The organism is Planctobacterium sp. R6, from assembly GCF_055755215.1.
This window is the reverse complement of record NZ_JBVTQY010000022.1, coordinates 68,617-81,283: the sequence shown is the minus strand read 5'-3', so window position 1 is coordinate 81,283 and position 12,667 is coordinate 68,617. Positions and strand designations below refer to the sequence as shown.

At 49.0% G+C, this 12,667-nt stretch carries 12 protein-coding genes; 6 read left to right on the top strand and 6 right to left on the bottom strand.

Features of this window, described 5'->3' with window-relative positions:
- The first annotated feature begins 219 nt into the window (after positions 1-219).
- Entirely contained in the window at positions 220-1,083 is an 864-nt protein-coding gene (locus AC0J20_RS14475) for a formyl transferase (protein WP_473022199.1), read from the top strand.
- Positions 1,084-1,091: 8 nt separating this feature from the next.
- Here AC0J20_RS14475 and AC0J20_RS14470 read toward each other — a convergent pair whose 3' ends face one another.
- From AC0J20_RS14470 to AC0J20_RS14445, 6 genes are all read right to left on the bottom strand, one after another.
- The gene (locus AC0J20_RS14470) at positions 1,092-1,985 is read right to left on the bottom strand and encodes a carbon-nitrogen hydrolase (RefSeq protein WP_473022198.1); all 894 of its coding nucleotides are present in this window, start codon (positions 1,983-1,985) and stop codon (positions 1,092-1,094) included.
- Positions 1,978-3,033 carry an agmatine deiminase family protein gene (locus tag AC0J20_RS14465; protein WP_473022197.1) on the bottom strand — a complete coding sequence of 352 codons (1,056 nt, stop codon included), beginning with the start codon at positions 3,031-3,033 and terminating at the stop codon, positions 1,978-1,980. The genes AC0J20_RS14470 and AC0J20_RS14465 overlap by 8 nt, the downstream gene beginning before the upstream one ends.
- Positions 3,034-3,185: 152 nt before the next feature.
- Entirely contained in the window at positions 3,186-3,944 is a 759-nt protein-coding gene (locus AC0J20_RS14460) for a 3-hydroxybutyrate dehydrogenase (protein WP_473022196.1), read from the bottom strand.
- Complete coding sequence (locus AC0J20_RS14455) at positions 3,941-4,969, bottom strand: extracellular catalytic domain type 2 short-chain-length polyhydroxyalkanoate depolymerase (RefSeq protein WP_473022195.1); 1,029 nt, start codon at positions 4,967-4,969, stop codon at positions 3,941-3,943. Before AC0J20_RS14455 ends, AC0J20_RS14460 begins: the two co-directional genes overlap by 4 nt.
- A gap of 2 nt (positions 4,970-4,971) precedes the next feature.
- A complete protein-coding gene (locus AC0J20_RS14450) occupies positions 4,972-6,168 on the bottom strand; it encodes an E22 family MetX-like putative esterase (protein WP_473022194.1) in 1,197 nt (398 codons plus the stop codon).
- A 21-nt stretch (positions 6,169-6,189) separates the two neighbouring features.
- The gene (locus AC0J20_RS14445; protein WP_473022202.1) at positions 6,190-7,497 is read right to left on the bottom strand and encodes a GntP family permease; all 1,308 of its coding nucleotides are present in this window, start codon (positions 7,495-7,497) and stop codon (positions 6,190-6,192) included.
- Positions 7,498-7,867: 370 nt separating this feature from the next.
- On the opposite strand from AC0J20_RS14445, the gene AC0J20_RS14440 reads away from it, so the two are divergent.
- The 5 genes from AC0J20_RS14440 (at position 7,868) to AC0J20_RS14420 (ending at position 12,663) form a co-directional block, all read left to right on the top strand.
- Entirely contained in the window at positions 7,868-10,192 is a 2,325-nt protein-coding gene (locus AC0J20_RS14440; RefSeq protein WP_473022201.1) for a TonB-dependent receptor, read from the top strand.
- 333 nt (positions 10,193-10,525) lie between these two features.
- A complete protein-coding gene (locus tag AC0J20_RS14435; RefSeq protein WP_229528087.1) occupies positions 10,526-11,179 on the top strand; it encodes a response regulator in 654 nt (217 codons plus the stop codon).
- Between the two features lie 37 nt (positions 11,180-11,216).
- On the top strand, positions 11,217-11,660 hold the full coding sequence (locus AC0J20_RS14430; RefSeq protein ID WP_473022193.1) for a hypothetical protein: 444 nt from the start codon (positions 11,217-11,219) through the stop codon (positions 11,658-11,660).
- 31 nt (positions 11,661-11,691) lie between these two features.
- Positions 11,692-12,066 (top strand): VOC family protein, encoded by a 375-nt coding sequence (locus AC0J20_RS14425; protein ID WP_473022192.1) that lies wholly within the window; start codon positions 11,692-11,694, stop codon positions 12,064-12,066.
- 150 nt (positions 12,067-12,216) lie between these two features.
- Positions 12,217-12,663, top strand: a complete 447-nt coding sequence (locus AC0J20_RS14420; protein WP_473022191.1) for a DUF6491 family protein — start codon at positions 12,217-12,219, stop codon at positions 12,661-12,663.
- Positions 12,664-12,667: the final 4 nt, after the last annotated feature.

Here is a 12,667-nt window from a genome sequence, read left to right as displayed (position 1 = left end):
CATTGCCTATACTTTTCAGGCAAAAAAGCCGAGTATCAATATCACTCGACTTTAAGCCTTATACAGATCTCAGGTTACTTAAAATTCTAGATACTGATCCTAAGCACGCATTGGAAGCACTTAATCAATAAACGGCCTTTAAAAGTTTGTCAGATTGAGGGCTGACCTTTTCATCGGTTTTGCGCTAAGGTGATAAGACGCTATCCTCGCGAGAAACTGATGAATATTACCATTCTGGCTAACAGGGACCTGCACGCAAACGTTGCCCTGAATCTGCTAAGGCCCTTATTTGAACAACATAATGTGACCGTGTTTTTGTCCGAGTCCGTAGGCTTGCCGAAAAAGGACTGGGTAATACCTGAGGCATTAAAGCAACTGAAGTTTTTAGAGCAGGCATTGTTTAATCAGGTGATTTGCCCGTTGGCAGAGCAGCAAAAAAACAGAGCGCGTTATCTGACTTTTGATGAGCTGGGGGAGCTGGGTGGAATTCGTGGCGAAAATGGTTGCCGTGTATTGGAAAATATTAACCAGCCAGAGGGGCTGGCAATATTTAAAGCATCTGAACCTGACCTGGTAATTTCCATCCGCTTTGGCAAAATCATCAAATCTCCGGTTATCCAGGTGCCCAGATTGGGCGTGCTAAACCTGCATTCCGGATTGCTGCCGCAATACCAGGGCATACTGACCACCTTACATTCTCTGCTTGCCGGAGAGTCACAGGTAGGTTGCACACTGCATTATATTGATTCCGGTGACATAGATACCGGGAGCATTATCGATACCGCTACGGTAGCGGTTGATAGCTCTGTGTCTTTGTTTGGGCACGTTCTTAAGTTATACCCGCTCGGCGTGCAAATGATACTCAAGGCCGTTGAACAGTTGCAGTTGAGTGAACTGGACAGCTACGAGCAGGATGTAACCCGGCAGCGATATTTTGGTTTACCTGAAACCGAGCACTTTACGGCGCTTGCACGACAAGGTTTTGCGCTCTGGCATCAGGAGGAAGTTGTCAAGGTGTTGCAGCGCTATGTGCCGCAAGACAAGGCGAGGGAAATAACCAGGCTGAGCGGACACTCAGCCTGAAAGTAAGTTTAACTGCGCCAGCGCTTGGTGAGATCCTGATAATCGTCAATGCGGCGATCTCTGAAATAAGGCCAGATACGACGCACCGATTCACAGCGCTGCATATCAAAAGTCACCATCAGATTTTCCTCTTTATCAGCGGATGCACTGGCGAGAATTTCGCCCTGTGGCCCGGCGATAAAGCTCTGTCCCCAAAACTGAATACCAGGGTCGCCCGCCATAGGGGAGGCTTCAAAACCAGTGCGGTTGGCCACCATAACCGGCAAAGAGTTGGCAACCGCATGACCGCGCTGAATGGTTTGCCAGGCACCAAATTGTCGCTGCTGTTCTTCTTCGCTGTCGGTTTTATCCCAGCCGATTGCTGTGGGATAAAGCAGAATTTCCGCTCCCGCCATAGCCATTAAGCGGGCGGCCTCCGGATACCACTGGTCCCAACAAACCAATACGCCTAATCGGCCCACCGAGGTGTCAATCGGAGTAAAGCCCAGGTCGCCGGGAGTAAAATAAAACTTCTCATAAAAGCCCGGATCATCCGGAATATGCATCTTGCGGTATTTACCCACCATGCCCTGTTTGCCGTCAAATACCACTGCGGTGTTGTGATACAGGCCCGCGGCGCGCTTTTCAAACAGAGAGGTCACCAGAACGATATTCAGATCGGCCGCGATTTGCGCAAAATAGTCGGTGGCGGGGCCAGGGATCGGCTCTGCCAGATTAAAATAATCGGTGTTTTCTTCCTGGCAAAAATACAGGGTGCTGTGCAGTTCCTGTAGCATCACCAGTTGACAGCCTTCTTTGGCCAGACGTTCTATTTGGACCTTGCTGGCTTCCCAGTTTTTGTGTTTGTCGTTGTCGGCAATGGCCTGTTGCACCAGACCAACGGTGAGCTTGCGGTCACTCATAAACTGTCACTCCACGGTTTAACTGTTCAATAATTTCAGGCTTTAAAGTGTTTGTGGGTACTTGCATACTGATGCAGTGCAAGCTACCGTACTGCTCTACTAATGCCCGGCAATTTACCGGTATAACCTTGTAGTCCGGATAGGCTTTTTCAAGGGTCTGAATCGCCAGATTGTCTTCTGCTTCGTCGTACACTGGTGCAAAAACGTGTTTGTTGCTGATCAGGTAGTTGGCGTAAGACGCAGGCAATCTGTCACCTTCTTTATTGACAATGTGGGGTAGCGGTAATTCAAAAATTTCACTATCCGGCAATTGTTGCTGGCATTCATTCCGCAGATCATTGAGTCCCTGAAAATGGCTGTCTTCCGGACGATTAAAGGCGGTCTGGATCACTAAATGATTTTTCGGGGTAAACCGCACCAGGGTATCTATATGGCCGTCGGTATCGTCGCCTTCCAGGTGGCCGTGCTTTAAAATAATCGTGCGCTTTGCGCCTAATTGCTCGGCAAAGCGCTTTTCATAACTGGCCAGTGTCATGTCGCCATTGCGTTCAGGATTGGTCAGACAAAGTTCGGTGGACAACAATAAACCGTCGCCATTGATTTCAAGCGCGCCGCCTTCCAGCACCAGGTCAAATTCGGTTAATTGTTTGCGACACATATCAGCCAGATAGGCGCAATTTACCCGGTTGTCTTTACTGGCATCAAATTTGTTGCCCCAACCGTTAAAGGTAAAACTCACCGGATAGCGATGGCCACTTAATTCGCAGGTTAAAAAGCCATAATCCCGAATCCAGGTGTCGTTGTAATCGGCAGGCAGCAACATCACGCTGGAGCTGGGATGCAGTCTTTCCTGCAACAGGGGAATTTGCTCCGGGCGCGCTAACAAAATAACCGGGCAGGAGTAGGTATTCAGTTTGTTGATCAGCGAGATGTAAGTGTTTTGCACATCTTCCAGCCAGTCAGCCCAGTCTGTCTGGGCATCAGGCCAACTGAGTAAAATCGCTTCCTGAGATACCCATTCAGGTAATAATCGAGGTACAGATCCCATAATCATTTTCGTTAAGGATAAAGGTGGCAATTATAGCGTGGGATCTGGCAAAAAGTTTAGATTAATGAAAGAAAAAAATAGTGATTTTTGCGTTGAAAATCGAAAGGGCGGGAGTTCCCCGATGAGCATCGGGGAAACGCCAATAACAAAAATTATCGAACTGTCCAGCCGCCATCCAGCACCAGTGACTGGCCGGTCATGTTGCGGGCTTCTTTGGCCATCAGGAATTTCGCCGTATGGGCAATCTCAGCGATATCGATAAAGGCCTTTTTCGGCATCGGCTCCAGCATAATATTGTTGATCACTTCTTCTTCACTGATGCCATGGGCCTGCGCCTGATCCGCGATTTGCTTTTCCACCAGAGGGGTTTTTACGTAGGCCGGGCAGATGGTGTTGATGGTGATATCGGTATCAGCAGTTTCCAGCGCCAGCACTTTGGAGAATCCTGCCAGACCGTGTTTGGCGGCTACATAAGCGGATTTATAGGGGGATGCCACCAGACCGTGAATAGAGCCAATATTGATAATGCGACCAAAAGCCTGGTTACGCATACTGGGCAACAAGGCGCGGGTGAGCCGGGCCGGGCCGGTCAGCAGTATATCTACAATCAATTGCCAGCGATCCATGGGAAAACTCTCCAGCGGACTGACATGTTGGATACCGGCATTGTTGATTAGCACATCCACTGGTGCATCCAGCTGTTCTACCATGGCATCAATATCCTGTTGTGAAGTAACGTTTAATACGAAAGTCTGCGCTTCAATGCCTTCTTCCCGCAACACACTCTGTGCCTGTTGCAAAGCATCCGCATTCAGGTCGGTCAGAATAAGTTGATGCTCTTCGCCTAATAATCTGGCGACTCCCAGGCCGATACCACTGGCGGCACCGGTGATTAAAACTCTGTGTTTCATTGTGCCTCTCCTGTAAAGGGTTGTGATTGCAAGCCATCAATCAGCTGCGTTATCGCCGTTAATTGCGCCCCAGAGCGTTCGGCAAAATTAGCCCCCGTGTAACCCCACCAGTCCCAACAGGCCAGTGGATTTAATGGGTTACCGGCAGCCACCTGAGGATATAACAGCACCAGATTTTTCTGCTCTGCCTGACTGTTGAAGCCGCCATTTGCGATGTAATCCGTTCCAATAGTGGCGTAATTTTGCTGACAGCCATGGAAACTGACGTGCAGCTCACAGGGTTCACCTGCGGCACATTGCTCAGGCACGTACAACCAGGCGTTTTCGTCCAGTCCGGTGGCGCTGCCATTTACCTCGGAAGGTTGTGGAATAGTGTAAAGCTGCCCCGTTGAAGGGTTTGACTCGTCCGCCGCTTGTTCAGGGTACAGCCAATCCAGCATTACTTTGGCGGCGTTATAGTCGCAGTTATTGATAAAAGGTGTACTGGTTTCACTGCAGGCAACGCCAAAATCTTCGGTGGGTAAGCCGTGGTTGAAGGGCTTGTCCTGCACGTACTGAATGTGGGCTGTGGCTAGCAATGCCTGATATTGAGTATGCAGGGCATCTGAAACACTGGCCCCAACCCGATTGTCCAGGGTACCGTGCAACAACCAGACTCTGTCGTTTTTAAGGTTTTCCGGATTGGCTATCAGCGCTTTGTCAGCGGCGTATTCAACCGATTGGGTTAAGTCTTTTTGTTGCAGGGGCGTACCATCGGCCAGGCATTGCTTCATGGCCGTCATCAGGTTGCCTTCTGAGCAAAGATACGGTCCTGCGGCCACAATACCGGCCCCGGAGACCTTGTCAGAATGGGCAATATGGTATTGATTCGCCATATAGCCACCGGAGGAAACGCCGGAAACCGTGATCCTGTTATTCAGTTTTAGCCTGACCTGGTCAGTATCCGCCATTGCCTGATGAGCAGGCACTGAGACTGTGGCAATGACCAGACCACAGGCAACGAGATTGAGATAAGATTTTGCCATAGCTACTGCTCCAAAAACTGTTTGATGGTATCTGCTTGTTGCTGGATGCCGTAAATGCCGTCCAGATGGCCCCAGTCTCCCTGAATTTCAGCGTAATGGGACGTTTTGCCTGCTTGCTGTAACTGCTGATGGGCCTGTTTAGCCATTTCAGGAAACAGCAGCAAATCTCCGGTGGCGGGCAGAAACAGGGTTTCGGCCTGCACTTTGTTTAGGGCGTTCTGCAGGTTGCCTTCATGACCGGCGATAAATAACTGACAGGCTCGCACCAGATACAAAATATGATTGGCATCCATGCTGCTGGCGCGACCTTGTGCAGCGCTATATAGCCAGTCCACTACCTTAAAGTTTTGGGTGATACTGGCTGCAGGTCCTGCTTCCATGGCGGAATGCTGAGGGTTGAGCTGATTGAAAATACGCGGATGCATGGATTCCTGAGTAATGGTTGCCAAAGACCGGGTTAATCCGGCCAACGGAGGCGTTTTGTCGTAATAATCACCTTGCTGCCAGTTGGGGTCGTTTAAAATTGGCGCAGACCACTTTTGCAGTCCGGCCACTAACCAGGCGTCCGCTTCAGCCACACCAATAACCGATATCATTTTACCCACCTGTTCCGGATAGGCCACCGCCCACTCGATGGCCTGCATCGAGCCCATGGAAGGCCCCACGACGGCATGCAGCTTTTTGATACCCAAACTGTCGGTAAGGGCTTTTTGTGCTTCCACAAAATCGCGAATAGTGACCACCGGAAATGACAAGCCCCAGGGTTTTCCGGTTTCCGGATTAATTGAGGCCGGGCCGGTAGTAATCACTTGCTTATCATTGGCGTTGGCATTCACCAGGGTATCCATACTAATGACATAAAAGCGATTGGTATCAATGGCTTTTCCCGGTCCAATAATGGCATCCCAGTAACCGGGTTTGGCGTCCGATTCGTGATATTTGCCAGCGGCATGGGAACTGCCGGTAAAATAATGGGTGATCAAAACCGCGTTTGATTTGTCGGGATTTAGTTGTCCGTACGCTTCCCAGCCCAGGGTGACGTTAGGAATGGTTTTGCCATTGTAAGTTTGAAAATTGTCTATGCTGAAACGTTGTTTTTCCACCAGAAAGCTGGCCCAGCTAAACTGACAAAACAGCAGTAAACTGAGCAGGGCCAACAGGCGCTTGCGAAACAGGGGGAGACAGGGAATTTTTTTCATGGTTGTTACATCTCAGTCAACTTAAAACAGGATAAATAAGGTTACTGCCAGTGCCAGTCCAATCAGCGGGACTACGCCGCTCATGGCAAACATGGACCAGTAAGCGCTGGCATGAGTTTCCTTACAAATGGCCCGAATAGTGGTAACAACATACCCGTTGTGAGGCAGGGTATCCAGTGCGCCGGAACTGATAGCTACAACCCGGTGCAGTTCTTCGGGATTTACCCCCTGATCCATATAATGGGGAGCCAGCAACGGCAGTGCGATGGCCTGGCCACCGGATGCGGAACCTGTCAGGCCAGCGATCACCGATACTGCCACTGCAGCTCCAATTAACTCGTTCCCCGGAATATGGGTCATGACATCCACTGCCACCTGAAAGGCTTCGGTGTTTTTGACTACAGCACCAAAACCAACCACAGCGGCGGTATTACCTATGGCAATAAGACAACCGGTTGTGCCTTCATTGATGGCGTTACTGAGATTTCTGAAGTAGTTGAAACACATCACCAGAATGGTCAACACGCCACCACCCAAGGCTAAAATTAGTGCTTTGTGACCAAAGGCGTCGTGCAGGAAAAAGGACAATAACAGAACCACTACCAGGGGAATAAAGCCCATCGCCGGATGGGGAAGTTGGTCTTTTTGTTCCGGGCTGGTGCAGCTTGGATCGTCTTCTCTGTGTTCAAAGTGTTCGCCGTTGGCCACAGCCTTGCCAATCATTCGCTTTAACCACCAGTAACCAAACGTAGCCATAAATACCGCCACGATAAGACTCACCTGCCAGCCAGCATAAGGCGTTGTGCCCAGATATTTGATGGGGATCCAGTTTTGTATTTCCGGTGAACCGGCTGACGTCATGGTAAAGGTCACCGAGCCAAAGGCCAGTACTGCCGGAATAAAACGCCGCGGCAGGTTGGCATCTTTAAATAAACTTAATGCCATGGGATAGACGGAAAATGCCACTACAAACAGGTTTACTCCGCCGTAGGTTAAAATGGCGCAGGCCGCAATAATGGCAAACACCGCATGTTGCATACCCAGTTTACCCACAATCCAGTGGGCAACACTGTCTGCTAATCCGGTATCTTCCATAAATTTGCCGAACAATGAGCCCAGTAAAAACATAAAAAACCAGGATGCGATAAAACTGGTGAAGCCAGTCATGTAAAAACTGACCAGGTCTTCATTTTCAGCCAGTAGTGGTAATCCATTGCAAAGTGCCACCAGGATGGCGCACAGCGGGGCACTGATAAACAAATTCATGCCCCGCATGGTCAGTACTATCAGCAGTGCCAAACCACCAATAAGCCCTATCATTCCAATCATTTCTGTCAAGATGTCGTACTCCTGTTGCCGTTGCCCTTACTGCATAAGCAAAACCAACGTCTTTAAGACAGCCACTTCCTCAGCCTGCGCCGAGGAGGTGACTGTAAAACCCTACAAAACTGACATTGAGATGAAGGAGTTTCGGGTTGATTCTGAAACAGGCCCGAAAAATTTCATATGGTACTTAAGTACAGCATCGCGATTGTAAAAAATTGGTTAATGTATTGTTGACATTGAGAGTAGGCGGGCTTAAAACCGCTCGTGTCTGAGCAGGTAACTTGTTGAAATAAATAAAAATAAAGAACTTCCTGAGACAGATATGGCACAGTAAAGGGTATGTACCATGAACAACACAACTACGAATATTGCGATGAATTTTAACAAAAGACAGTCCGATACAGGGCAAACTGGCAGCGGTGCACGCAGTAAATTGTCTCTGGCAATTTTATTGGCACTGTCTGGTAGTGTTTTATCAACGAACGCACTGGCACAGGAAACTGAGCAAAGCGAGACCAAAGGCCTGGAGAAAATTCAGGTAACTGCCCGTAAAACGGTAGAGAGCATTCAGGAAGTGCCGGTGGCCATCACTTCGGTTTCTGCCGTAGAGCTGGCTGAAAAAGGCATGGCAGAAATTACTGAGATTCAGACTTTGTCGCCTAACACGACACTGCAGCGCAGCCGCGGTACCAACAGTACTCTGACCGCGTTTATTCGGGGTGTAGGCCAGCAAGATCCGCTCTGGGGTTATGAGCCGGGCGTTGGTATCTATATCGATGATGTTTATCTGGCGCGTCCTCAGGGAGCGGTACTGGATATCATTGATGTGGAGCGCATTGAAGTATTACGGGGACCGCAAGGTACCTTGTACGGTAAAAACACTATTGGTGGTGCCGTGAAATATGTCACCAAGCCGATGTCCGGAGATCCGGAGTTTTCAGTGAAAGCCTCGGTGGGTAGTTATGGTCAACGAGACCTGAAAATGACCGGCCAGTATCCGCTGAGCGAACAACTGTATGTTGGCTTCGGATTTGCCAGTTTAAATCGCGATGGTTTTGGTGAGTATCTGCAATCAGATTTACCGGATCAGGATCGGGAAAACTACAACAAAGACGTGACCGCAGCGCGCTTAACGCTGGAATATCAACCGTCTGATGACTTGTTTTTCCGTCTGGCCTGGGACAAAACGGATGATGATTCCAACGCCAAAGGCGGCTACCGTTTGCTACCCAGCCTGCTGACCGATGCTCCGGTGCCCGACAGTGTTTACGATTCGTACACCAGCTTACCTACCTGGAACAAGGTTGAGTTGGAAGGCATTAGCCTGACAGCGGCCTGGGATATTAACGACAATACCACTCTGAAGTATATCTTTGCTGACAGAGAGAGCTATTCACCGACCAACATTGACTTTGACAATACGCCACTGCCGATTTTTGACGTACCAGCCATCTATGACGATGAACAAACCACTCACGAGTTGCAGTTAAACTACAGCGCAGACGGATTCAGTCTGGTGTCTGGTCTGTATTATTACGACGGCGAATCCTGTGGTCAGTTTGAAGCCATTCTGGGTATTCTTGGTGCGTCTCTGGGAGCGCCTGGTTTAACCCGTGAAGTTGCGGGCTGCAGTAATTCTAACAGTACGGCCCTGTATGCACAGGGTAGCTTTGATATCGGTGAAAAATGGTCCATGACGCTGGGTGCGCGTTATACCAAAGATGAGCGGGAAGCCACAGTTGACAACGGTTTAGTGTTTGACAATGTGTATCCGGAAACCGGTTGGGTAGACGGATATATTCGTCCTGACGGCGACCTTGTCCCCAATGTATTGGATGACGAAGACGACTGGTCCCGCTTTACACCACGCGTTGGGGTGGAATACCAGCACACAGACGACATCATGTTCTACGCGTCGTATTCGCAAGGCTTTAAATCCGGTACTTATAACCCGCGTGCCACGACAGCAGAACCTGCCGCTGATCCGGAAATCGTTGACAGTTTTGAAATGGGGATGAAAAGCGACTGGGGTGATAATCTCAGAGCCAACCTGACCTGGTTTACTCTGGATCACAAAGATCGTCAGTACATTTCGATTCTGCCCGGCGACGGTTTTGCCGATTTGAATCAACGTCTGGCGAATGCAGGTGAATCCAAGGCTGACGGTATTGAAGCGGAATTTACTTACCTGGCAACGGATGATTTGACGCTGAACTTAAATCTTGGCTGGATTGATGCAGAGTTTACCGAAGTACTGGATACCGATCCGACCACCGGTGAACTGTTTGATAAGTCTGACCGCTTTACCATTTCTAATACGCCGGAGCTGACTTATAACCTTGGGTTAAACTACGCCTTTGATAATCAATTTGGCGACTTTGTGTTCAATGCCAACTACTACTACCGTGATGATTATGTGTTGTTTGAAGAAGACAGCCTGTTAACCCAGGACGGTTATGGTTTGCTGAATATGAGTCTGAACTGGTACAGCGCCAGCGGTGACTGGACTGCCGGATTACATGTTAAAAACCTGACTGACGAAGAGTATATGGTAGGTGGCTATCAGTTTGTAACGCCAGATCCAACGGACCCTACTGATATCAGTAAGTACACGCCAGGTCTGGGCGGCGATAATACCCTGATTGCTTATTATGGTGACCCTCGTACTGTTACGTTGACAGTGGGTTACCGGTTCTAAGTGTGTGTGGTGTCGAATGACAACAGAAATTAACTTCAGGTAATGACTTAAGCACTGAGTTGGCGGTGTGTGAGCTGTGTAATAACGGTGCTCTTATGCAGTTCACACATCAAAAACACAAGAGCCGGAATATGACAATCAAAGTGCCTGACTCGGCCTCAAAGCACAACAGCTCAGGGACGATAGCTGCCTGATTGTTTTGGCACTGCCTGCAAAGAAGTCTTTTTTCTGTGGATTTTGGCATAGGTGAGCAGGTGCAATTGCACCTGCCTTTTTTATCTGTTGAATTGTTTCTGGTGAGTCCTTCAAGTACATTACGGGGATGAAGAATTTATGTTTACCCCTGATGCCGTGAAAGCCATTGTTGCTGACGACCATCCATTATTTCGTGCTGCGTTAACTCAGGCAATTTTGCAATCCCTGGGGAAATGCCAGATCATCGAAGCGCAGAGTTTTCCGGAAGTGCGGGACGCATTAACTGCGCAACCAGAAGTGGAATTTATCTTTCTTGATCTGAATATGCCTGGTTGTGATGGCTTTAGTGGTCTGACCGAGTTACGCCATACCTGGCCAGATATCCTGGTAATTATGGTTTCCGGAAATGAAGATCCGGCCATTATTACCCGGGCCATTCATCTGGGGGCCAGCGGTTACATTCCCAAATCCGCCTCGTTGGGGCATATTTCAGAGGCCGTGGATATGGTGGCTAACGGCGAGATCTGGTTGCCGCAGGATATTGATTTATCTCAGGTCACCGAAACCGAATCAGAAGAAAAAAAGCTGGCGGCCAAAGTGGAAAAGCTGACACCGGCACAATTTAAAGTGTTGCAACTGCTGACCGACGGCCTGCTTAACAAACAAATTGCGTGGGAATTGCAAATTCAGGAACGCACTGTTAAACATCACGTATCGGCTATTTTAGAGAAGCTGGAAGTCAATAACCGCACCCAGGCCGGATTGATTCTGCAGCAATTGCGTCAGGTGTAATTGCTTTATAGCACAAGGTTAACGACAGGAAAGCACCATGAACGGACAAACACAACTTATCATTGCTGCCTGCTGCAGTTTTATCGCCTCATTGTTACACGTTGCCATCGTCTTCGGTGGGCCTGGCTGGTATCGGTTTTTTGGCGCCGGAGAGCAAATGGCGAAAATGGCAGAAATGGGCAGCAAACAACCCATGATCACCACCTTAATCATCGCCACAATTCTCGCAGTTTGGGGACTCTACGCATTATCTGCGGCCGGCGTGATAGTGCGCTTACCTCTGTTAAAAACCGCGCTGGTGCTGATTACCCTTGTCTATCTGGTGAGAGGCCTGGCGGGGTTGATATTGCCGTTTGTGACCAGTCATCCAGCCATTACTCAAAACTCAGTGACATTCTGGATGGTGAGTTCTGTGATTTGCACCAGTTTCGGCCTTTTTTATTTGCTGGGCACGCTTAACCGCTGGTCGGAATTGTCGTAAGCTTAAGTACCACTTCTTTTGTGAGGTTCTTATGCATCTGGATCATATCAATATCAGTGCGCCCGCCGCTCTGATTGAGCAGGAAAAGCAGTTTCTGTGTGAGCTGTTCTCGTTACACGACGGGTTCAGACCTACGCTAGCCAGTGATGGTTACTGGCTTTATCATCAGGACAACGCCGTGGTCCATCTGGTAGTGAGTGACGTTCATGTTGCTCATGAGACACCCGGATATCTGGATCATGTGGCCTTTAAGTTACAGGGGCTAAAAGCGTTTGTAGAAAAGTTGCAGGCGATGAACATTGAGTTTCAAAGCAAAACTCAGCCTCAATTAGCAATTACCCAAATTTTCTTATTCAGCCCGGCGGGAATTCGCCTGGAGTTAGTGTTCAGAAACGAAACTCTGTAATGGGCTTTGATATAGATTTCTGAGGCCCGTTAAAATCACCATTGACCCTGTCGATCAGTACCGATTTTTTATGTGTTTAAGTTCGATAAAGGGTGAATAGTTAGGCTATGCTTATGCTATGCGGCCACATGATTATCGGAGAGAAAGGCCATGAAACCTGTAAATATGCTAGTTAATTTGTCGCTCGTCGCATTGCTGACGGGGTGTGCCAGCTCCTCAGAGCAGGCGAAAAGCCGATATGACAAAAACAATGATCCGCGTGTCGGGGAAGAAGTCCGACAGGTCTGCCACACCCGTTCGATCAGAGGCTGGAGCAATGTAGATAATGACAGTGATGCGTTGCTGGTGCATTTGAATAATAACCGAACTTATAAAGTGAGCCTGATTGGGGCATGCGACCCGGACTGGGCCATGATTGAGATTGCCGTAATTACCCGCACTGGCCTGGGCTGCATGGGAACAGGAGACCGCATTGTTACCGATGCGCAACCTGAGAGAAGGACGTCCTGCAGTATCAGCCGTATCAATGAGTGGCATTCTGATATCGAAGAAAACTCAACGCCTTCAGAGTCCGACAGTGACGATGATCCGGATTAAGCCA

Bases quoted from the DNA above. Each gene is read 5' to 3' on its own strand.
- AC0J20_RS14460 (WP_473022196.1), bottom strand. From the start codon at position 3,944: ATGAAACACAGAGTTTTAATCACCGGTGCCGCCAGTGGTATCGGCCTG.
- AC0J20_RS14435 (WP_229528087.1), top strand. From the start codon at position 10,526: ATGTTTACCCCTGATGCCGTGAAAGCCATTGTTGCTGACGACCATCCA.
- AC0J20_RS14475 (WP_473022199.1), top strand. From the start codon at position 220: ATGAATATTACCATTCTGGCTAACAGGGACCTGCACGCAAACGTTGCC.
- AC0J20_RS14425 (WP_473022192.1), top strand. From the start codon at position 11,692: ATGCATCTGGATCATATCAATATCAGTGCGCCCGCCGCTCTGATTGAG.
- AC0J20_RS14450 (WP_473022194.1), bottom strand. From the start codon at position 6,168: ATGAAAAAAATTCCCTGTCTCCCCCTGTTTCGCAAGCGCCTGTTGGCC.
- AC0J20_RS14440 (WP_473022201.1), top strand. From the start codon at position 7,868: ATGAATTTTAACAAAAGACAGTCCGATACAGGGCAAACTGGCAGCGGT.
- AC0J20_RS14420 (WP_473022191.1), top strand. From the start codon at position 12,217: ATGAAACCTGTAAATATGCTAGTTAATTTGTCGCTCGTCGCATTGCTG.
- AC0J20_RS14445 (WP_473022202.1), bottom strand. From the start codon at position 7,497: ATGATTGGAATGATAGGGCTTATTGGTGGTTTGGCACTGCTGATAGTA.
- AC0J20_RS14430 (WP_473022193.1), top strand. From the start codon at position 11,217: ATGAACGGACAAACACAACTTATCATTGCTGCCTGCTGCAGTTTTATC.
- AC0J20_RS14470 (WP_473022198.1), bottom strand. From the start codon at position 1,985: ATGAGTGACCGCAAGCTCACCGTTGGTCTGGTGCAACAGGCCATTGCC.
- AC0J20_RS14465 (WP_473022197.1), bottom strand. From the start codon at position 3,033: ATGGGATCTGTACCTCGATTATTACCTGAATGGGTATCTCAGGAAGCG.
- AC0J20_RS14455 (WP_473022195.1), bottom strand. From the start codon at position 4,969: ATGGCAAAATCTTATCTCAATCTCGTTGCCTGTGGTCTGGTCATTGCC.